General features: G+C 67.3%; 18 protein-coding genes. 6 read left to right on the top strand and 12 right to left on the bottom strand.

Going from position 1 to position 21,086, the window contains the following annotated elements; genetic code table 11:
- Window positions 1–82: 82 nt before the first annotated feature.
- The 4 genes from mdoH to pip all read right to left on the bottom strand — a co-directional run bounded on the left by mdoH (window position 83) and on the right by pip (window position 5,853).
- Complete coding sequence (mdoH, locus tag ACA097_RS14680; protein WP_371364139.1) at window positions 83–2,665, bottom strand: glucans biosynthesis glucosyltransferase MdoH; 2,583 nt, start codon at window positions 2,663–2,665, stop codon at window positions 83–85.
- Window positions 2,658–4,232, bottom strand: a complete 1,575-nt coding sequence (locus ACA097_RS14675; protein ID WP_160288640.1) for a glucan biosynthesis protein G — start codon at window positions 4,230–4,232, stop codon at window positions 2,658–2,660. Before ACA097_RS14675 ends, mdoH begins: the two co-directional genes overlap by 8 nt.
- 215 nt (window positions 4,233–4,447) lie before the next feature.
- The gene (gene dtd, locus ACA097_RS14670) at window positions 4,448–4,885 is read right to left on the bottom strand and encodes a D-aminoacyl-tRNA deacylase (protein WP_371364137.1); all 438 of its coding nucleotides are present in this window, start codon (window positions 4,883–4,885) and stop codon (window positions 4,448–4,450) included.
- Window positions 4,882–5,853 (bottom strand): prolyl aminopeptidase, encoded by a 972-nt coding sequence (gene pip / locus ACA097_RS14665; protein WP_371364135.1) that lies wholly within the window; start codon window positions 5,851–5,853, stop codon window positions 4,882–4,884. Before pip ends, dtd begins: the two co-directional genes overlap by 4 nt.
- Before the next feature lie 109 nt (window positions 5,854–5,962).
- On the opposite strand from pip, the gene ACA097_RS14660 reads away from it, so the two are divergent.
- From ACA097_RS14660 to ACA097_RS14650, 3 genes are read left to right on the top strand one after another with little or no spacing between them, the layout of a single operon-like run.
- On the top strand, window positions 5,963–6,397 hold the full coding sequence (locus tag ACA097_RS14660; RefSeq protein WP_371364133.1) for a hypothetical protein: 435 nt from the start codon (window positions 5,963–5,965) through the stop codon (window positions 6,395–6,397).
- Window positions 6,394–6,867 carry an NUDIX domain-containing protein gene (locus ACA097_RS14655; RefSeq protein ID WP_371364131.1) on the top strand — a complete coding sequence of 158 codons (474 nt, stop codon included), beginning with the start codon at window positions 6,394–6,396 and terminating at the stop codon, window positions 6,865–6,867. Before ACA097_RS14660 ends, ACA097_RS14655 begins: the two co-directional genes overlap by 4 nt.
- 47 nt (window positions 6,868–6,914) lie before the next feature.
- A complete protein-coding gene (locus ACA097_RS14650) occupies window positions 6,915–7,376 on the top strand; it encodes a M23 family metallopeptidase (RefSeq protein WP_371370521.1) in 462 nt (153 codons plus the stop codon).
- 116 nt (window positions 7,377–7,492) lie between these two features.
- Here ACA097_RS14650 and hutG read toward each other — a convergent pair whose 3' ends face one another.
- From hutG to hutU, 6 genes are all read right to left on the bottom strand, one after another.
- The gene (hutG, locus tag ACA097_RS14645; RefSeq protein ID WP_043256003.1) at window positions 7,493–8,296 is read right to left on the bottom strand and encodes an N-formylglutamate deformylase; all 804 of its coding nucleotides are present in this window, start codon (window positions 8,294–8,296) and stop codon (window positions 7,493–7,495) included.
- The gene (gene hutI, locus ACA097_RS14640) at window positions 8,289–9,497 is read right to left on the bottom strand and encodes an imidazolonepropionase (protein WP_371364129.1); all 1,209 of its coding nucleotides are present in this window, start codon (window positions 9,495–9,497) and stop codon (window positions 8,289–8,291) included. The genes hutG and hutI overlap by 8 nt, the downstream gene beginning before the upstream one ends.
- A gap of 15 nt (window positions 9,498–9,512) precedes the next feature.
- Window positions 9,513–10,910, bottom strand: coding sequence for a cytosine permease (locus tag ACA097_RS14635; protein WP_043256007.1), 1,398 nt, complete (start codon window positions 10,908–10,910; stop codon window positions 9,513–9,515).
- Between the two features lie 110 nt (window positions 10,911–11,020).
- Window positions 11,021–12,166 (bottom strand): acyl-CoA dehydrogenase family protein, encoded by a 1,146-nt coding sequence (locus ACA097_RS14630; protein ID WP_043256009.1) that lies wholly within the window; start codon window positions 12,164–12,166, stop codon window positions 11,021–11,023.
- On the bottom strand, window positions 12,156–13,331 hold the full coding sequence (locus tag ACA097_RS14625) for a CaiB/BaiF CoA-transferase family protein (RefSeq protein ID WP_043256011.1): 1,176 nt from the start codon (window positions 13,329–13,331) through the stop codon (window positions 12,156–12,158). Before ACA097_RS14625 ends, ACA097_RS14630 begins: the two co-directional genes overlap by 11 nt.
- Before the next feature lie 10 nt (window positions 13,332–13,341).
- Window positions 13,342–15,021, bottom strand: a complete 1,680-nt coding sequence (gene hutU, locus ACA097_RS14620) for a urocanate hydratase (RefSeq protein ID WP_371364126.1) — start codon at window positions 15,019–15,021, stop codon at window positions 13,342–13,344.
- Between the two features lie 680 nt (window positions 15,022–15,701).
- Here hutU and hutH point away from each other — a divergent pair.
- Window positions 15,702–17,231, top strand: coding sequence for a histidine ammonia-lyase (gene hutH, locus ACA097_RS14615; protein ID WP_371364124.1), 1,530 nt, complete (start codon window positions 15,702–15,704; stop codon window positions 17,229–17,231).
- An 83-nt stretch (window positions 17,232–17,314) separates the two neighbouring features.
- The gene (gene hutC / locus ACA097_RS14610) at window positions 17,315–18,058 is read left to right on the top strand and encodes a histidine utilization repressor (protein WP_371364122.1); all 744 of its coding nucleotides are present in this window, start codon (window positions 17,315–17,317) and stop codon (window positions 18,056–18,058) included.
- Between the two features lie 188 nt (window positions 18,059–18,246).
- On the opposite strand, the gene ACA097_RS14605 is transcribed toward hutC (ACA097_RS14610), so the two are convergent.
- Both ACA097_RS14605 and hutC (ACA097_RS14600) read right to left on the bottom strand, forming a co-directional pair.
- The gene (locus tag ACA097_RS14605) at window positions 18,247–18,834 is read right to left on the bottom strand and encodes a HutD family protein (RefSeq protein ID WP_043256032.1); all 588 of its coding nucleotides are present in this window, start codon (window positions 18,832–18,834) and stop codon (window positions 18,247–18,249) included.
- Window positions 18,831–19,583 carry a histidine utilization repressor gene (gene hutC / locus ACA097_RS14600; protein ID WP_371364120.1) on the bottom strand — a complete coding sequence of 251 codons (753 nt, stop codon included), beginning with the start codon at window positions 19,581–19,583 and terminating at the stop codon, window positions 18,831–18,833. Before hutC (ACA097_RS14600) ends, ACA097_RS14605 begins: the two co-directional genes overlap by 4 nt.
- Before the next feature lie 101 nt (window positions 19,584–19,684).
- Between hutC (ACA097_RS14600) and ACA097_RS14595 the strand changes: the two genes are divergently transcribed.
- The gene (locus ACA097_RS14595; RefSeq protein ID WP_371364118.1) at window positions 19,685–21,049 is read left to right on the top strand and encodes a formimidoylglutamate deiminase; all 1,365 of its coding nucleotides are present in this window, start codon (window positions 19,685–19,687) and stop codon (window positions 21,047–21,049) included.
- Window positions 21,050–21,086: the final 37 nt, after the last annotated feature.

The following is a 21,086-nucleotide window of genomic DNA, read 5'->3' as shown; positions in this document are numbered from 1 at the left end:
GCGAAGGTTGGCAGCGGCCCCGCATCGGGGAGAGCCGGCTGCCGTGCCGCACCCCGCCGAGCGACGGGGTGCGGCAGGCGGGTCAGGCGGCAGGCAGGGTCGCGCCACCGCCAGCCTCGGCCGGTGCCAGGGGCAGCGCCGGCGAATGCTGGTCGGCCTGCAGCGACTTGCGCCACACGCCCAGCCAGTTGTCGTGACCGCCCTTCCAGACCTGCAGGTGCAGGCGCGACAGCGCGACCGGATCGCTGAGCAGGGCCAGACGGGCCTCGCCAACGGTCTTCTCCGGCCCCACTTCCAGCGCTTCGCGCACACGGCGTTCGCGCATCGCCTCGATGGCCGGGGACTGCGCGTGGCGCGCGGTACCCATGGCGCAGGCCAGGGCGTTGAGCAGCGGGTCAGTGACGCTGCGCACGAAGCCGTCCTTCAGCGCCTGCCAGCGGTTCTGATAGGTGTATTCGTCGGTGGAACGCAGCTCGCGCGGGGTGTCGTATTCCTCGGGAATGAGGAACAGCTTCTCGTCACGCGAACGCAGGCCGAGGTTGACCCGGCTGGTGATCACCGACACCGGGATCGACAGCATCAGCGAACCGACGATGGGCGACAGCCACCACAGGAAGCGCGGGTTCAGCCACACGACCAGCAGCGCCCAGCACAGGCCCAGCAGGGTCTGCATGCCGTGCCGGCGCAGCGCTTCGCTCCACGGAGTGGCGTCGTCGTCACGCTGCGGCGACTTCCACTGCGCTTCCCAGCCGAGGAACGCGGCGAGCACGAAGCGGGTGTGGAAGAGCATGCGCACCGGCGCCAGCAGCACCGAGAAGAGCATTTCCAGAAGCATGCTCAGGGTGACTTTGATCACCCCACCGAAGGCCTTGGCGCCCTTTGCCCAGATCAGCATGACGCTGAGCAGCTTGGGCAGGAACAGCAGGGTCAGGGTGGTGGAGAACAGCGCGATGGCTTTTTCCGGATGCCACTGCGGCCAGATCGGGAACAGCTGGCGCGGCTCCAGGAAGTACTGCGGCTCCATCAACTGGTGCACCGCCAGCAGCGCGGTGGACAGCACCAGGAAGAAGAACCACAGCGGCGCCGACAGGTAGGACATCACGCCGGTGAGGAACACCGCGCGGTGCACCGGGTGCATGCCCTTGACCAGGAACAGGCGGAAGTTCATCAGGTTGCCGTGGCACCAGCGACGGTCGCGCTTGAGCTCGTCGAGCAGGTTCGGCGGCAGTTCCTCGTAGCTTCCTTCCAGGTCGTAGGCGATCCACACGCCCCAGCCGGCGCGGCGCATCAGCGCGGCTTCGACGAAGTCGTGGGAAAGGATGGCCCCGGAGAAGGAACCCTTGCCGGGCAACGGCGCCAGGGCGCAGTGCTCGATGAAGGGCTTCATGCGGATGATCGCGTTGTGCCCCCAGTAGTGCGACTCACCGAGCTGCCAGAAGTGCAGGCCGGCGGTGAACAGCGGACCATAGACGCGAGTGGCGAACTGCTGCATACGCGCGTACAGGGTGTCCATGCCCGACGCCTTGGGCGCGGTCTGGATGATCCCGGCTTCCGGGTTGGCTTCCATCAGCCGCACCAGCTTGGCCAGGCAGTCGCCGCTCATCACGCTGTCGGCGTCCATCACCACCATGTACTTGTACTGGCTGCCCCAGCGACGGCAGAAGTCGTCGATGTTGCCGCTCTTGCGCTTCACGCGACGGCGACGGCGGCGATAGAACAGCTTGCCGAAGCCCTTGGTCTCCTGACACAGCTCGATCCACGCCTGCTGTTCGGCGACGGCGATATCGGCCTGGTAGGTGTCGCTGAGCACGAAGAAATCGAAGCTATCCAGCTCGCCGCTGGCTGCCACCGACTCGAAGGTCGCCCGCAGGCCGGCGAACACGCGCGGAACGTCTTCGTTGCAGATCGGCATGACGATGGCGCAACGCGCATCGGCGGCGATCGGCTCGGTGCCGGCGCTGCTGCCGGAGATGCGATAGCGGTCATGGCCGCTGAGCAGCTCCCAGAAGCCCATCAGCGCGGTCCAGAAACCGGCCGAGACCCAGCAGAAGAGGATGGCGAAGAGCAGCAGCACGCCGAACTGGATCAGATACGGCAGCACCTGCTCCGCGGTCTGCAGGAAGGTCTGGCGGTTGATCTCCTCGAGGTCGATCAGCGCCCAACCCTGGTAGGGCAGGATGCCCTTCATGTAGTAGGTGGCGATGCTGGTCTGGCCGAGCATCAGCAGCAGCAGGATCATCCGACGCAGCGAGCCAACCCTCTGCCAGCGCGCCTTGGGCAGGTCGCGAGCCGGTTTGGACGGGTTGCTGCGGCCTGTCAGGCGACGCCAGCCACGCATCAGCGGATTGGTCCGCCAGGGCTCGGGAAGCACCTTGGTGCGCTGGATCGGCGGCGCGGCCTTGAGGTAGGCGCGGCCGTTGTCGTCCATGCCGAGCATCTCGCCGTCGTCCGGCGTCGGGCCATAGCCAAGCTGCAGTCGTGGGCCGATGGACGCCAGCGCGGCGTCCCCGGCGGCAGCCGGCGCCTGGGCGGCTTGTGCCGCCAGGCGCTGGTGCAGGTCTTCGAAGGAGCCGCTGCCGGCCAGTTCCTCGCGCGCCTGCTCAGAAAGCGGCAGGTGCTCGAGGTACTCGGCCAGCGGGGCCTTGGTAGAGGTCGGGTTATTCATCGGCGGGCAGCTGGTAGCTCCAGGTTTCGGACAGGGTCTGTCCATCTTTGACCAGCGCGGCACGCATCTCCGTCGGCTTCTTCGGATCTTTCACCTTGATCCGCAGAGTCAGTCGCCAACCCTGGGTCACCGGGTTGTAACGCAGGGCGTTTTCCTTGACCTCGGCGTTGCTGTCGGTGCTCACCTGGGTGGTGACCGGCGCATCGGGCGGCAGGACCTTCAGGTTCGCACCCTCGAAGTCCACCACCAGGGCGGTGCTGCCGTCGGGCTGGCGAATCAGGTTGGCCTGCTTCACATCACCCACGGAGCGCATGGTCTGCTTGACCTGGGCGATCTTCTGCGAATGCAGGGCATCCTCGTCCATGGTCCAGTGCAGGCGGTAGGAGAAGTCCATCGACTGGCCCGGCTCCGGGCGCTTCTCCGGGTTGAAGAAGGCGACGATGTTGTCGTTGGTTTCGTCCGGGGTCGGAATCTCGACCAGCTCGATGCTGCCCTTGCCCCACTCGCCGCGCGGTTCGATCCAGGCGCTCGGGCGCAGGTCGTAGCGGTCGTCGAGGTCTTCATAACGGCTGAACTCGCGACCGCGCTGGAGCAGACCGAAGCCTTTCGGGTTCTCCACGCTGTAGCTGCTCACCGCCAGGTGTTTCGGGTTGTTCAGCGGGCGCCAGATCCACTCGTCGTTGCCGGCGAGGATCTGCAGGCCGGCGGAGTCATGCAGCTCCGGACGGTAGTTGTGCTGCGCCGAAGGCTGGTTGGAGCCGAACAGGTACATGCTGGTCAGCGGCGCGATGCCGAGCTTGCTGACCTTGTCGCGCAGGAAGACCTTGGCCTGTACGTCGACCACGGTGTCCTTGCCGGGACGGATGATCAGGCGATAGGCGCCGGTCGCACGCGGCGAATCCAGCAGGGCGAAGATCACCAGGTGCTTGTCCTGCGGCTTCGGACGCTCGATCCAGAATTCGCGGAAGCGCGGGAACTCTTCGCCGGACGGCAGCGCGGTGTCCAGCGCCAGGCCGCGGGCAGACAGACCGTAGGCCTGACCCTTGCCGACGACGCGGAAGTAGCTCGCGCCGAGGAAGGTCGCGATCTCGTCGAGCTTGTCGGCCTTGTTGATCGGGTAGAGCACGCGGAAGCCGGCGTAGCCGAGATCCTTGGTGGCATTGGCATCGAACTGCAGCGAACCGAAGTCGAAACGCGAAGGATCGTACTTGATCTCGCTGACGCCAGTGGCCGTCACTTCATTGATCTTCACCGGGGTGTCGAAGTGCATGCCCTGGTGATAGAAGCTCAGCTTGAACGGCGTCTTCTGGTCGGACCAGTAGGCCTTCTCGGTGCGGAAGCGAATCTGCTGGTAATCGGCGAACTTCATTTCGCTGAAGACCTTCGGCAGGTTGCTGGTCGGCGCGCTGTACTTCTCGCCGGCGAGCGTCTTCGCCTGAGCGGCGACGTCATCGATGTTGAAGGCCCAGGCCTGGCTGGCGCCCATGGCCAGAATGGCCGAGCCGACCAGCATGAGGTCGCGCAGGAAATTACGGGATGCGGGTTGCTGAACGGAACGGAAAATCACGAGTCCCCCTCGTCCGTGAACTTACATAAACCAAAGCCGGCCTGGACGATGCCAAGTGCCGGCGATTGAGATACGACCCCGGTGAGCCCGGATGATTCCCCGTTACGTTCGGGGAACCCCTGTCCGGCCCGGTGGCCGGCGCTCCCGGGGAGCCATTGTTGTGCTTGCATGCGCGTTACCATCATCCTACGGCCCGGTTACAGGCTGCCGTGCGTTCAAGCCTCCAGAAGAAAGGTCACCGGCCCGTCGTTGACCAGGTGAACCTGCATGTTGGCGCCGAAACGTCCGGTGGCGACCAGCGGATGACGGGCTCGTGCCTGCTCTACCAGGTAATCGAACAGCGCGGCGCCCTGTGCCGGGGGCGCCGCGCTGGAAAAACTCGGCCGCAGACCCTTGCGGGTGTCGGCGGCCAGGGTGAACTGCGAGACCAGCAGCAGGCCGCCGCCAACATCGCCAAGAGAAAGGTTCATTTTACCTTCAATATCGGCGAACACTCGATAGTTAAGCAGCTTGTGCAACAACCGCTGGGCGCCCGGTTCGTCGTCTTGCGGTTCCACACCGACCAGCGCCAGCAGGCCCTGGTCGATGGCGCCGACGATTTCCCCGTCGACCTCGACGCGCGCCGCGCTCACCCGTTGGATCAGCGCCTTCATTCAGCCTCCGGCGGGAGGTTCAGCAGGCGGCGACCGATTTCATTGGTGGCACGCACCAGCGCATCGGCGATACCCGGCTCGCTGGCGGCGTGGCCGGCGTCGCGGATGATCTGCAGCTCGCTGTTCGGCCAGGCCTTGTGCAGCGTCCAGGCGTTGTCCAGCGGGCAGACCACGTCGTAGCGGCCGTGAACGATGACGCCGGGCAGATGGGCGATGCGGTGCATGTTGCTCAGCAACTGGTCCGGTTCGAGGAACCCGCCGTTGATGAAGTAGTGGTTCTCGATGCGGGCGATGGACAGCGCACGGTGCGGATCGCTGAAGCGATCGACCACCGCCGGGTTCGGCCGCAGGGTGGCGGTACGCCCCTCCCACACCGACCAGGCGCGCGCGGCGTGCATCTGGGCGATCTGGTCGCTGCCCACCAGGCGCTTTCGGAATGCCTGCATCAGGTCGCCGCGCTCATCCGCCGGAATCGGCGCCAGGTAGTCCTCCCAGTAATCGGGGAACATCTGGCTGGCGCCTTCCTGGTAGAACCACTGCAAGTCCTGCGGGCGGCACAGGAAGATGCCGCGCAGGATCAGCGCATGGACGCGTTCTGGATGAGTCTGGGCGTAGGCCAGCGACAGGGTCGAACCCCAGGAGCCGCCGAACAGCACCCACTTCTCGATGCCCAGGTGCTCACGGATGCGCTCCATGTCCGCCACCAGGTTCCAGGTCGTGTTGTTGTCCAGGCTGGCGAAGGGCGTGGAGCGGCCACAGCCGCGCTGATCGAAGGTGACGATGCGGTAGAGGTTGGGATCGAAGAAGCGTCGCGACAGCGCATCGCAACCCGCACCCGGACCGCCATGCACGAACAGCACCGGCAGGCCGTCCTGGGTGCCGCTCTCGTCCACATAAAGGACGTGGGGCTCTTCGACGGCCAACTGGTGGCGGGCGTAAGGCTTGATTTCCGGATACAAAAGTTGCATGGCGCACTCCCGAATCTGCACGTGCGGTCGTCCTTCGACCGGATACCATCCCTAGGTTGTCGGGCATGATACCTGCGCCCGCGAAAAACCGATAAGGAGTTCATGCAGCATGCGAAGGAAGTTGTATCTTTGCCTGTTGTTCGCCACTTGTCTGCTCGCCGGATGCGGCAGCGACACCCCGCAGGACCAGTTGGGCGACGCGGTGCGCCAACTCAAGCGCAACCTCGACGCGCACGATACCCAGGCGGTGCTCGAGCAGTTGCACCAGGATTTCCGCACCCAGGGTGGCTACGACCGCGACTGGGCGCACCGCACCCTCGGCCAGGTATTTGCCGAGCAGCAGGGCATGCGCTTCATCGCCCTGGGCAAGAGCACCCGGGTCGACCGCCTCTACGACGGCATCGGTCGCACCCAGGTGGAACTGGCGGTCACCGGCGGCGCCGGCCTGCTGCCCGAACGCCGGCGCAACCGGCCCTACAGCGTCAGCCTGGAATGGTGGCGCGACGGCTACACCTGGAAGCTGGCGAGGCTCGACTGGCGATGAATCCCCTGCAGCACCGTATCCGCGCCGCCGGCCTGCTGGTCCGCGAGCAGAGCATTCTTCTCGTGCGCCACGAAGTGGACGGCGACATCTACTGGATTCCCCCGGGCGGCGGCTTCGAGTCGCAGAGCGACCGATCGACGCGCGACACGGTGAAGCGCGAGTGCCGCGAGGAAACAGGCCTGGAAGTCGAGGTCGGGCCGCTGGTCTACGTCCGCGAATTCGCCGAGCCACTGGCCGGGCGCTTCCACATGGAGCTGTTCTACCGAGTCGACGCCTGGCGCGGTGAACTCAGCCTGGACAACCTGATCGGCCTGGGCGGCGATGAGCACGACATCCGCGAAGTGGCCTGGGTGGCGCGCGACGACCTGACGCGACTGCCCTCCTTCTACCCCGCCGAATTGCTCGACGACGTCTGGGACCGTCTGGCCGCCCCCATCCCGCCGATCCGCCACCTGGGCCTGCAGGTTTGAAGCGCCGGCGCGTCCTCGCCCTGCTGGCCGTGCTGATCGGCGCGCCCATGTTGCTTCCCGAGCATCCGCAGATCCCGGTACAGGGCGCGCGCAGCCGCGACTGGAATTCGCGTTCCTTCTGGTACGAGCCCTGGGGATTATCCGGCGTGCACAAGGGCATAGACATCTTCGCCGACTCCGGCACGCCGGTCGTCGCGCCCGTGTCGGGGCTGGTGCTGTACCGCGGCGAACTCAGCCTCGGCGGCAAGGTGGTGGTGCTGCTCGGCCCGAAATGGCGCCTGCACTACATGGCGCACCTGCAGGACACGAGCGCCTCGCCGCTGGAGCCGGTCAGTCGTGGCGAAGTGCTCGGGACGGTGGGCACCAGCGGCAACGCCAATGGCCGGCCGCCACACCTGCACTATTCAGTGCTGTCGCTGCTGCCGCGCCCCTGGGCGATGACCCGGGAAAGTCAGGGCTGGAAGAAGATGTTCTTCATCGACCCGGGTGCCTATCTCCAGGCGCCCTGACCACGGGCTTTGTAGGAGCGGATCTCATCCGCGAAATCCCAGCACCGAAGCTTCCCTGTAGGAGCGCGCCATGCGCGCGATTCGCGGACAAGGTCCGCTCCTACAGGTGCAGTCGATCAGCGCCCGTAACGCTCCCGCCCCCAGGCGAGGAAGCTCTCGAGCATCTGCCGCAACACCGCGCGGGTCGGGCCAGCCAGTTCCTCGCGGTAGTCGAAGGGCGCTATCTCGTTCATGTAGGTGCACTGCGACAGTTCGAGCTGCACCGCGTGCACGTCTTGTTGCGGCTGGCCGTAGTGGCGGGTGATGTGGCCGCCCTTGAAGCGACCGTTGAGCACATGACTGTAGCCCACCGCCTCGGCGCAGACTGCTTGCAGGCGCTCGGCGATTTGCGGATCGCAGCTGGCGCCGGCGAAGGTGCCGATGTTGAAGTCCGGCAGGCGGCCGTCGAACAGGTGCGGGATGTGCGAGCGGATCGAGTGCGCATCCCACAGCAAGGCGTAGCCGAACTCGGCCTTCAGCCGCGCCAGCTCCTCTTCCAGGGTGCGATGGTAAGGCGTCCACACTTCCGCCAGGTAGCGCGCGCGCTCTTCCTTCGACGGGGTTTGGCCTTCCTTATAAAGAGGGCGGCCGTCGAACAGGGTTTCCGGGTACAGGCCGGTGGTGGCGCTGGCGTACAGCGGCTGGTCGTCGGCCGGGCGGTTGAGGTCGATGACGTAGCGCGAATAGTTGGCCGCCAGGGTGCTGGCGCCCAGCTCCTCGGCGAAGTCGTACAGGCGCGGAATGTTCCAGTCGGTGTCGGCCAGCTCCTGCGCCTCGTCGACCAGGCCGGCGGCCACCGCCGGGGTCAGGCGCACGCCCGGGTGCGGCATGCTGATCAGCAGCGGAACGCGGCCGCGGCTGAAGCTCAGGACGTTATCCACAGGTGATTTCCTCTGCGTGGCGAATGATGCGCTTGGGCAGGTCGCCGCCCAGCCAGTAGGCCAGTTCGGCCGGGCGCTGGATGTCCCAGGCGACGAAGTCGGCGAGCTTGCCCGCTTCCAGGCTGCCGTGGTCGGCTTCCAGGCCAAGCGCACGAGCGGCGTACAGGGTCACGCCGGCCAGCGCTTCTTCCGGGGTCAGGCGGAAGGCGGTGCAGCCCATGTTCAGCATCAGGCGCAGCGACAGCGCCGGCGAGGTGCCGGGGTTGAGGTCGCTGGCCAGGGCGATGGCCACGCCGTGCTTGCGCAGCGCATCCATCGGCGGCAGCTGGGTTTCGCGCAGGACGAAGAAGGCACCCGGCAGCAACACGGCAACGGTGCCAGCGGCGGCCATGGCAATGGCGTCTTCCTCGGTCATGTATTCCAGGTGATCGGCCGAAAGCGCCTGGTAGCGCGCCGCCAGGCTCGAACCGTGCAGCGACGACAGTTGCTCGGCGTGCAGCTTGACCGGCAGGCCGAGGGCCTTGGCGGCCTTGAACACCCGCTCGACCTGCGCCGGGGAGAACGCCAGGTGCTCGCAGAAGGCGTCCACCGCGTCGACCAACCCCTCGGCGGCAAGCGCCGGGAGGATTTCGCTGCAGATCAAGTCGATGTAGTCGTCGGCTCGCCCGGCGTATTCCGGCGGCAATGCGTGGGCCGAGAGGCAGGTGGTGCGCACCGTCACCGGCAACACTTCGCCCAGGCGGCGGGCGACGCGCAGCATCTTGCGTTCGCTGGCCAGGTCCAGGCCGTAGCCGGACTTGATCTCCAGCACCGTCACGCCGTCGGCCAACAGCGGCCGGGCGCGGCGGACCGCGCTGCTCAGCAGGTCGTCCTCGCTGGCCTCGCGGGTAGCGCGCACGGTGCTGGCGATGCCGCCGCCGGCAGCGGCGATCTCGGCGTAGCTGGCGCCTTCCAGGCGCATCTCGAACTCGGCGCTGCGGTCGCCGCCGAACACCAGGTGCGTGTGGCAGTCGATCAGCCCCGGCGTCAGCCAGGCGCCGTCCAGGTCGTGGCTGCGCTGCGCGTCATGTGCCGGCAGCTCGGCGCGCGGGCCGATCCAGCTGATCCGCTCGCCGTCGGTGAGGACGGCCGCATCCTCGATGATCGAGTACTTGCCGCCGACCATGGTCGCCGCGTGGCAGTTTTGCCAGAGCTGTTTCATCGTTACCTCTCGTCGTCAGGCCTGGCTCGGCAGGACCATCTGCGCCGGAACCTGGCGCTTGCTGCCGCGAGCCAGGAAGTAATAGACCAGCGCCGGCAGCGCCAGGCCGACCAGCCAGGAAATGTCCACGCCACCGAGCTTCTCGACCATCGGGCCGCTGTAGAAGGCGCTGTCGATGAACGGCATCTGAATCAGCACGCCGAAGACGTAGACGCCGATGCCGATCCAGTTCCAACGACCGTAACGGCCGTCCGGATCGCCCAGGGCCGGTACGTCGTAGCGCTCACGGGTGATGCCGTAGTAGTCCACCAGGTTGATCGCGCTCCACGGGGTGAAGAACGCCAGGAGGAACAGCAGGAAGGACTTGAACGCCGCCAGGAACGAATGCTGTCCGGCCAGCGCCAGGCCGGTGGACAGGCCGACGATGCACAGTACGAACACCAGGCGCTGGGCGCGGCTGATGGTCAGCTGGCCGCGGAAGCCGCTGATGATGGTGGCGATGCACATGAAGCTGCCGTAGGCGTTGAGAGTGGAGATGGTGGTCTTGCCCAGGATCACGCTGAAGAACAGCGCCGAAGCCAGCAGGCCGCTGGCGCCGAGACCGACGATGAAGGCCACCGGCTGGCCGGAGAAGGCCTTGCCGGCCAGCGCCGCGGCGAACACGCCGAGAACCATCGAGGCCTGCGAGCCCAGCACCGAGCCGACGCCAACGGCGAGGAAGGTCTTCAGCGACGAGGTGTGGCTCGGCAGGTAGCGCGAGTAGTCGGCGACGTAGGGGCCGAAGGCGATCTGCCAGGAGGCCGACAGCGACACCGCGAGCAGGAAGCTGCCCCAGGCGAAGTGGCGGTTGTCCAGCAGCACGCCGACGTCATTGGTCGACAGCAGGCGCACGAACAGATAGGCGAAGGCGGCCACGCCGATCACGCTGGCCGCCTTGCCCAGGATGTGGATGACCCGGTAGCCGCAGACGGTGAGGACCACGATCACCGCGGCGAAGATCAGGATGCCCGCTGTCTCGCTCACGCCCAGCAGGGAGCTGACAGCCTGCCCGGCAAGCACCGCACCGGTGGCGTTGAAGCCGACATACATGATGCACACCAGCACCAGCGGGATCACGGCGCCGAACACACCGAACTGCACGCGGCTGGAGATCATCTGCGGCAGGCCGAGTTTCGGCCCCTGGGCGCCGTGCAGCGCCATGACCGCGCCGCCGAAGACCTGGCCGATGAACAGGCCGATCAGCGACCAGAACACGTCGCCGCCCAGCACCACGGCCAGGGCCCCGGTGACGATGGCGGTGATCTGCAGGTTGCAGCCGAACCACAGGGTGAATTGGCTGAGCAGGCGGCCGTGCCGCTCTTTCTCGGGGATGTAGTCGATGGAACGGGTTTCGATCAGGGACTTACCAGCCATGAAGCTCTCCTCGCTCGCGGCCGTTCACGGCGACCGCGCCATTGTTTTTATGCACAGCGAATCCTGATTCCTCGCGGAGGCGGCGCAAGCACCGCCCCCTCCCCCTGCCGTCACTGGCGGGCGGCCTCCAGCACGGCTCTCGAGATGATGATCTTCTGCACTTCCGAGGTGCCCTCGAAGATCCGCAGGATGCGCGCGTCACGCACGAAGCGCTCCAGCGGCAGGTCGCGGATGTAGCCGTAGCCGCCGTGCAGTTGCAGCGCGGCGTCGGTGATGAAACCGCAGGCTTCGGCGGCGAACAGCTTGGCGGTGGCCGACTCCAGGCTGAAACGCTGGCCGCTGTCGCGCCGGGCCGCAGCCTTCATGGTCAACAGGCGCGCGGCCTCGAACTGCGCGTGCATGTCGGCGATGCGCCACTGGGTGCCCTGGTAGGCGGACAACGGCTTGGGGCCGATCTGCCGCTCGTCCACCCACTTGAGCGCGTATTCCATGGCCGCGCGGGCGATGCCCAGCGACATGGCGGCGACCTCCACGCGACCGCGGTCGAGCACTTCCATCGCCGTGCGGAAACCGTGGTTTTCCTGGCCCAGCAGCGCCGACGCAGGCAGCCAGCAGTCCAGCGCCAGCTCGTAGATGGTGCTGCCGCGCAGGCCCATGGTTTTCTCCGGGTTGGAGAAGGTAACGCCCTCGGTGCCCCGGGGAATCATGAAGGCGCTGATGCCGCGGGCGCCCGCTTCCGGGTCGGTCTTGGCATAGAGGACGATGAAGTCCGCCTCGCGGGCATTGGTGATGTAGTGCTTGCTGCCGCGAATGCGCCAGCCATCGTTCTCGCGCACGGCACGGGTACGCATGTCCGCCGGGTTGGAACCGGCGGCCGGTTCGGTGAGGCCGAAGGCACCCAGCAGTTCGCCGCTGGCGCAGCGCGGCAGCCATTCCTGGCGCTGCGCCTCGGTGCCGCCGATGAGGATCGAGTCGGTGGCGAGGAAGTGCGCGGTCAGCGCCGAAGCGGTGGAAGCGCAGGCGGCGGAGACAGCCTCGACCACCGCGCTCATCGCCAGGCTGCCGATGCCGAAGCCGCCGTACTGCTCGGGCAGGTTGATCCCCATGAAGCCCAGCTCACCCAAGGCCTTCAGGCTTTCCGCGCAGAAGCTCTCGGTTTCGTCGTAGCGTTGCGCGTTGGCCGCCAGCACTTCACGGCAGACACGCTCGGCGGCGTCGACGATGGCCTGCTCGGTGGCGTCGATTTCAAAGTTCATTCACAGCTCCAGCAACATCGTTGAGGCCGAACGCCGCATTGCCTTCGCCGAGGCGCGGCGCGCGGGCCGTGACATGGGGCTTGCGCCCGTTGAAGAACACCGGCTGCGGCACCAGCGGCGGCTCGCCGTCGCCGACATCGAGCAGCAGTTGGCGCACCTGCGCCTGCTCGCTGCCGGTGGCCTCGGCAAGGTTCCACACCGGCGAGGCCGGCACGCCGGCGTCGAGCAGCAGGTCGCAGGCCTGCTCGACGCTGCGCTGGCCGGTCCAGGCCTCGATCTCGGCGCGCAGCGCCTGCTCGTGGCGGGTGCGCGACGGGTCGTCGGCGAAGCGCGGGTCGTCGGCCAGCTCGGCGCGCCCGATGCTTTCGCAGAAGCGCCGGAACAGCTTGTCGCTGGCCACCGCGATCACCACCAGGCCGTCGGCGGCGCGGTAGGTGTCGAAGGGCGTGGACACCGGGTGGCGGTTGCCCACCAGGCCCGGCGCGCGACCGTTGGCGAAGAGGTTGGACAGCCCGGTCATCTGCAGGCTGACCAGCACGTCGAACATGGCCACGTCGATGTACTGCGCGCTGGCGCCGCGTTCGCGGGCGAAGAGCGCGCTACTGATCGCCCAGGCCGCGTAGACCCCGGCGCAGAGATCGCCCAGGGCTTCGCCGCTGCGGGTCGGGCCGGTCTGCTCGAAGCCGGTGACGCTCATCAACCCGGACATCGCCTGCGCGACTATGTCGTAGGCCGGGCGCCGCGACAGCGGGCCGTCCTGACCGAACCCCGAGATGCTCGCGTAGATCAACCGCGGGTTGTGCGCCTTGAGGCTGTCAAAGTCGATGCCCAGGCGCTGGGTGACGCCGGGGCGGAAGTTCTCCACCACCACGTCGGCGTCGGCCACCAGTTCGTAGAAGCGCAGCAGGTCGGCGCTGGCCTTGAAGTCCAGTTCGACGCTGCGCTTGCCGCGGTTGATCAGGCCGAAGTAGACGCTCTCGCCGTCCTTGAAGGGGCCGAGGTGGCGACTGTCGTCGCCATGCCCGGGTACTTCGAACTTGATCACCTCGGCGCCCAGGTCGGCGAGCATGGCAGTGCAGTGCGGACCGGCGAGCACGCGGCTCAGGTCCAGCACCCGCACGCCCTGCAGCGGCCGTGGAGCGGGGTTATCGGTCAGGGGGTTCATCGTCCGGGCCTCACTTGCCGGTGATCATTGGCAGGTTCAGGCCCTGCTCCTTGGCGCAGTCGATGGCGATCTGGTAGCCAGCGTCCGCATGGCGCATTACGCCGGTGGCCGGGTCGTTGGTCAGCACGCGGGCGATACGCGCGGCGGCCTCGTCGGTGCCGTCGCAGACGATCACCACGCCCGAGTGCTGGGAGAAGCCCATGCCCACGCCGCCGCCGTGGTGCAGCGAAACCCAGGTGGCGCCGCTGGCGGTGTTCAGCAGGGCGTTGAGCAGCGGCCAGTCGGAGACGGCGTCGGAGCCGTCCTGCATGGCCTCGGTTTCACGGTTGGGGCTGGCCACCGAACCGGAGTCCAGGTGGTCACGGCCGATCACCACCGGCGCGGACAGCTCGCCGGAGCGGACCATCTCGTTGAACGCCAGGCCGAGCTTGGCGCGCAGGCCCAGGCCGACCCAGCAGATGCGTGCCGGCAGGCCCTGGAAGCTGATGCGCTCGCGGGCCATGTCCAGCCAGCGGTGCAGGTGGGCGTCGTCCGGGATCAGTTCCTTGACCTTGGCGTCGGTCTTGTAGATGTCCTGCGGATCACCCGACAGCGCGGCCCAGCGGAACGGACCGACGCCACGGCAGAACAGCGGACGGATGTAGGCCGGAACGAAGCCGGGGAAGTCGAAGGCGTTGGCCACGCCCTCTTCCTTGGCCATCTGGCGGATGTTGTTGCCGTAGTCGAAGGTCGGTACGCCCTGCTTCTGGAAGTCGAGCATGGCTTTCACGTGGACGGCCATGGACTGCTTGGCGGCTTTCACCACGGCGGCCGGATCGGTCTTGGCGCGGTCGCGGTACTGGTCCCAGGTCCAGCCGATCGGCAGGTAGCCGTTGAGCGGGTCGTGGGCAGAGGTCTGGTCGGTGACCATGTCCGGACGCACGCCACGGCTCACCAGTTCCGGCAGGATCTCGGCAGCGTTGCCGTGCAGGGCGATGGAGATGGCCTTGCCTTCGGCGGTGTACTTGGCGATGCGCGCCAGGGCGTCGTCCAGGTCGGTGGCCTGCTCGTCGACGTAACGGGTCTTCAGGCGGAAGTCGATGCGGCTCTGCTGGCACTCGATGTTCAGCGAGCAGGCGCCGGCAAGGGTCGCGGCCAGCGGCTGGGCGCCGCCCATGCCACCGAGGCCGGCGGTGAGCACCCAGCGACCGGCCAGGTTGCCGTTGTAGTGCTGGCGGCCGGCTTCGACGAAGGTTTCGAAGGTGCCCTGGACGATGCCCTGGCTGCCGATGTAGATCCAGGAGCCGGCGGTCATCTGGCCGTACATGGCCAGGCCCTTGGCATCCAGTTCGTTGAAGTGTTCCCAGGTCGCCCAGTGCGGCACCAGGTTGGAGTTGGCGATCAGCACGCGCGGGGCGTCGCGGTGGGTCTTGAACACGCCGACCGGCTTGCCGGATTGCACCAGCAGGGTCTCGTCGTCGTTCAGCTCTTTAAGGGTGGCGACGATCTTGTCGTAGCACTCCCAGTTGCGCGCGGCGCGGCCGATGCCGCCGTATACCACCAGCTCTTTCGGGTTCTCGGCGACATCCGGGTCGAGGTTGTTCATCAGCATGCGCAGCGGCGCTTCGGTCAGCCAGCTCTTGGCGTTCAGCTGGGTGCCGCGCGGGGCACGGATTTCGACATCGCGGAATTTGGTGTTCGAGTTGCTCACGGGATGACTCCTGACTCGGGTGACTGTTGGGCCTTCTAGGCGACCGGGTTAGCGGTGCGGCCGCCTGGACGTCCACACACATATCTACTTGTACATACAAGAATATGCATGACTAGGGCCAACATGGCAGGACACCTGGCAAAAAAATCGGGGATGCCGCTCTAGGACGCGGCAGTCGGGGATTTCAGCTTCGACGGCGACGGCAGAGTGATCGCAGTCACGGGGCACCCAAGGTGTTACCCAGCCCTACAGCGGTGACACTTTCTGGAGCATGACGCCCCATTGCGGGGCGAACCGGTAACAGACAATTACCTGCCTTCCTGCATGAGCAGCCCCCTTGGCCCCCACAGGTGCCATCGCCCTGGCGCAGGCTCGACCAGCGTATCTGTATATACAGCTACAACAGCACGAACCTTCCCTCTTCAGCGGCTCGCCTTCGCGCCACCGCTGCGCCCGCGCGCATCCGCTCAGCCTGAGCAGGCGCTACACAGGCCGCCGCACGCGCTGGCACTTTCGGTGACACCCCGGCGCCGCACCGGAGCCCGCCGATTCCGGCGCAGCGCTCTAGCCCGCCGCCGGGCATTTCCTGGCCCACTAATTGCCTAGCTGTATATACAGGCATGTATGCCACCGACATCCCCTCGCGGCAGAGTCCGCCCCCACTGCCAGGTAACACTTCCATGACCAACAGCGTCCGCATCCTTCCCGGCCACTTCACCCTCGACCAGCTGCGTCAGATCCACCAGCAGGGCGCCCACTTCGAGCTTGATCACAGCTGCCTCGTCGCCGTCCACGCCAGCCAGCGCACGGTCCACGAGATCATCGCCAACCAACGCACCGTGTACGGCATCAACACCGGATTCGGCTTGCTGGCGCGCACCTCCATCCCTGGCGACCAGCTGACCAAGCTGCAGCGCAACCTGCTGCTGTCGCACTGCACCGGCACCGGCCCGCTGCTCGACGACGCCACCGTCGGCCTGATCATGGCGCTGAAGGCGGCCTCGCTGGCGCGCGGCTTCTCCGGCGTGCGCTGGGAAGTCATCGAGGGGCTGCGCAAGCTGCACCAGGCCGGGGTCTTCCCGTGCATCCCGTCGCAAGGTTCGGTGGGCGCCTCGGGCGACCTGGCGCCGCTGGCGCACATGTCCGCCGTGCTGATCGGCGTTGGCCAGGTGCGTCATGAAGGGCGCATCCTCGAAGCCGCCGAAGGCCTGGCCATCGCCGGCCTGGAACCCCTGGAGCTTGGGCCGAAGGAAGGCCTGGCGCTGATCAATGGCACCCAGGTATCCACCGCCCTGGCGCTGCGTGGCCTGTTCGCCGCCGAGAAGCTGTTCTCCGCTGCGGTAGTCGCCGGCAGCCTGACCGTCGAGGCGCTGAAAGGCTCCTACGTACCCTTCGACGCGCGTATCCAGGCGGTGCGCGGCCAGCCCGGGCAGATCGATGTGGCTGCGCTCTACCGCGGCCTGCTGCACGACAGCCAGATCAACCAGTCGCACATCCACTGCAAGCGCGTGCAGGACCCGTACTCGCTGCGCTGCCAGCCGCAGGTGATGGGCGCCTGCCTCGACCACCTGCGCTTCGCCGCCGGCGTGTTCCTGCGCGAGGCCAATGCGGTTTCCGATAACCCGCTGGTGTTCAGCGCCGACGGCGACGTGCTCTCCGGCGGCAACTTCCACGCCGAGCCGGTAGCCATGGCGGCCGACGTGCTGGCCCTGGCGATCGCCGAGATCGGTGCGCTGTCCGAGCGCCGCGTGGCGCAGCTGGTCGATCCGGCGCTGTCGGGCCTGCCGGCATTCCTGGTGCGCGAGGGCGGGCTGAACTCCGGCTTCATGATCGCCCAGGTCACCACCGCGGCCCTGGCCTCGGAAAACAAGACCCTGGCGCACCCCGCCTCGGTGGATAGCCTGCCGACTTCGGCGAACCAGGAGGACCACGTATCCATGGCCACCTTCGCCGCGCGCCGCCTGCTGGACATGGCCGGCAACAGCTCGGCGGTGGTCGCCGTGGAGCTGCTCGCCGCGGCCCAGGGCGTGGACTTCCACCTGCCGCTGCAGACCTCGCCGAAGCTGGTCCAGGTGATGAACATGATCCGCGCCGAGGTACCGGGCTACGACGAGGACCGCTACTTCGCCCCGGACATCGCCGCCGCGCGCGCCTGGGTCGAGGGCGGCGCCTTCGCCCGCTGGCTGCAGCCTGACGCGCTGTACGCCTGAGTCCGCACCGGCCAGGGGCGCGAAGCGGGTTACACTCGCCGACCGCCCCGCCCGATCCGCCGTAGCCACGGAGCCGTTGCGCCATGAATGCCAAGTCCACCGCCCCGCAAGCCCTGTACCGCCAGGCCAAGTCCTATGTCGAGGACCGCCTGCGCTCCGGCGAGTGGCAGCCCGGCGACCTGATTCCCTCGGAGAACCGCCTGGTGACGGAGCTGGGCATGTCGCGCATGACGGTCAACCGCGCACTCCGCGAGCTGACCGCCGAGGGGCGCCTGGTGCGCCTCTCCGGCGTCGGCACCTTCGTCGCCGACCGCAAGCCGCAGTCGAACCTGCTGATGATCGCCAACCTCGCCGACGAGGTCCGCGCCCGCGGCCACGCTTACGAATGCCGGCTGATCACCCTGACCCGCGAGGCGGCCTCGATGCCGGTCGCGGCCGCGCTGTCACTACCCACAGGCAGCTCGGTGTTCCACGTCACCTGCGTGCACTGCGAGGAAGGCGTGCCGGTGCAACTGGAAGACCGCTACGTGAATCCCGAGCTGATTCCGGAGCTGCTGCTGCAAAGGTTCGACAACGACCTGCAGCCGTCCCAGTACCTGCTTAACACCATCGCACCGGACGAGATGGAGCACATCGTCGACGCCGTGCTGCCCACACCGGCGGAAGCGGAACTGCTCGAACTGGAAGGCAACGAACCCTGCCTGGTGCTGATGCGCCGGACCTGGGTGCAGAACAAGGCAGTGACCTATGTGCGCTTCGTCCACCCGTCGTCGCGCTACCGCCTGGGCAGTCGCATGCCGGTGAACGGGGTCAATCGGGCGGGCTAGCGCCAGACCCGCCCGGCGTAGGAGCGGATCTCATCCGCGAAAACCCTCGCGCCGATCCACCCGTAGGGCGCATAACCGCGTTCGCGGTTATGCGCCGCCAACCGGCACGAACACGGCGGATAACCCCTTCGGGGTTATTCGCCCTACGGGGTCGGAATTCGTGCCGTACGGTGGAAGCGCGGCGCGAATCAGCCCCGCGCGCTGAGCTCGATCAAGCAGCAATTCACCGGCCCGTCCGACTCCAGGCACAGTTCGGCGAGCCCATCGACGCCTTCGACTCGCAGGCAATCGTGCTGCCCGAGCACACCGCAGTCATGCCCGTCGAGGCTGACGCGCAGGCCATCGCCGCAACTGAACAGCAGCCAGACGCCAGGCGAGGAGAACAGCCGCTGTTCGCCATCGACGCGCAGCCATTGCAGGCGCGCGTCGTAGCGGGCCGGCGAGTAGATCAGGTTGAAGTCGCGGATCGCTCCGCCCAGCAGGGTGCAGTGCACGCGGCTGTCGCCGCTGAAGGCGAAGGGATCGAGTGGCAGCAGCGGCCGCGAGTCCACGCCATCGACGCACAGGGACATGCCGGCGCCTTCGAGCACCGTGATGACCCGCTGGTAGCCGTTGAAGGCCGAGAAACCGCCGGACTCGCCGACGTCGGCGATCGACAGGCGCCAGCCGAAGCCCTCCAGCCCCGCGCCATCGTCGCGGGTGATCTCCAGGGTGGTCCCGGCCCCGTTCTTCCAGGGCATGCGGGGATAGTCGGCGGCGCGCAGCAGGTCGATCATTGTTCGAATTTCCCCTCGAGTCGGTAACGGGTGCCCGGATACAGCAGGCGGGTGCTGGACACCACCTGACGGCCGGACCAGGTGCGACGACGGATCAGCAGGCAGGGCTCGCCGCGCTCGATCTTCAGCAGCTTGCATTCGGCCGGCGTGGCCAGCACCGCCTCGACCACGTGCTCGCCCTGGGTCATCGGCGCTTGCGCGGACAGGTACGCGTAGGGCGTGTCGTGGGTGAAGTCCTGCTCCAGGTAGTGCGGCGCGACCTGCGGATTGACGTAGCGCTCCTCTATCTGCACCGGCACGCCGTTCTCGAAGTGCACCAGCAGCGAATGGAACAGGCGCTGGCCTTCGCGCAGGTCCAGGGCCATGGCGCGCTCCGGCGTCGCCTTGACCTCATCGAGGACGATGACCTCGGCGCGGTGGCTGTGGCCACGGCTGGCGATCTCGTCGGCGATGTTGTGCACCTCGAACAGCGCCGCCTGACCCTTGGGCTCGGCGACGAAGGTACCCACCCCTTGCATGCGCACCAGCAGACCGTCAGCGGTCAGCTCTCGAAGCGCGCGGTTGATGGTCATGCGGCTGAAGCCCAGCTCGGCGACCAGCTCGCTCTCGGAGGGCACCCGGTGATGCGCCGGCCAGGCGCCGCTGGTGATCTGCTGGGTGATCATCTGCTTGACCCGCGCGTACAGCGGCGCCGGCGTTTCCCCGAGCTGCGCAGCCAGCGGCGTGGACGAAGGGTGTGAATTCGGCATCGGAGCGCTCCTTGGCGGGATGACCTCAACGGCAGTTTACGCAGCCCATGAACGTCTGTATATGTATATACAAATAAATCCATGCGTGCAGGAGCATGATTATGCCCGCCTATTACGCCGAACGCGCCCTCCTCCCCACGGGCTGGGCCGACGCCGTCCGCTTCGAGGTTTCCGCCCAGGGGCTGATCGCCCAGGTCCAGGTCGGCGCCAGCGCCGAAGGCGCCCAGCGCCTCGCCGGCCCGGTGCTGCCGGGCATGCCGAACCTGCACTCGCACGCCTTCCAGCGCGCCATGGCCGGCCTCGCCGAAGTGGCGGGCAACCCCAACGACAGCTTCTGGACCTGGCGCGAGCTGATGTACCGCCTGGTCGGCCGCATCACCCCGGAACAGCTCGAAGTCATTGCCCGCCAGCTGTACATCGAGATGCTCAAGGCCGGTTACACCGGCGTCGCCGAATTCCACTACGTGCACCACGACGGCAACGGCCGCCCCTACGCCAACCCGGCGGAGCTGTCGTTGCGCATCAGCCAGGCCGCCCGCGAAGCTGGTATCGGCCTGACCCTGCTGCCGGTGCTCTACTCCCATTCCGGCTTCGGCGGCCAGGCCCCGAGCGAGGGGCAGCGGCGCTTCATCAACGGCACCGACGCCTACCTCGACCTGCAGGCGAACCTGCGCAGCCGTCTTGCCGGGCAGCCGGCGCAACGTGTCGGCCTGTGCTTCCACTCGCTGCGCGCGGTGACCCCGCAACAGATCACCGACGTGCTGGAGTCGGACTTCAGCGAAGGGCCGATCCACATTCACATCGCCGAACAGCAGAAGGAAGTCGACGACTGCCTGGCGTGGAGCGGCCGCCGTCCGCTGCAGTGGCTGTACGACAACATCGAGGTGGACGAGCGCTGGTGCCTCGTCCACGCGACCCACGCGCAGGCCGACGAAGTCCGCGCGATGGCCGCGAGTCGAGCGGTGGCCGGCCTGTGCCTGACCACCGAAGCCAACCTCGGCGACGGCATCTTCCCGGCGGTGGACTTCCTCGCCCAGGGCGGCCGCCTGGGCATCGGTTCGGACAGCCACGTCTCGCTCAGCGTGGTCGAGGAGTTGCGTTGGCTGGAGTACGGCCAGCGCCTGCGCGATCAGCGCCGCAACCGCCTTTACCGCGAGAAGCAGCCAAACGTCGGCCAGACGCTCTACGAAGCCTCGCTGCTCGGCGGCGCCCAGGCCCTCGGCCAGCCGGTGGGCCAGCTCGCCGAAGGCCAGCGCGCCGACCTGCTGGTGCTCGACGGCCACGATCCCTACCTGGCGACGGCGGGCAACGATGCCCTGCTCAACCGCTGGCTGTTCGCCGGCAGCGACCGCCAGGTGCGCGACGTGATGGTCAACGGCCAGTGGGTGGTGCGCGAACGCCGCCACGCGCTGGAGGAAAGCAGCGCCGAGGAATTCACCACGGTGCTGCGCCAACTGCTGGGCTGACGATCCCGGCCACCATGAAAAACGCCCCTTTCGGGGC

Source organism: Pseudomonas sp. QL9, from assembly GCF_041409665.1.
GTDB classification, from domain to species: Bacteria; Pseudomonadota; Gammaproteobacteria; order Pseudomonadales; family Pseudomonadaceae; genus Pseudomonas; species Pseudomonas knackmussii.
This window is presented reverse-complemented; position numbering and strand designations above follow the sequence as displayed.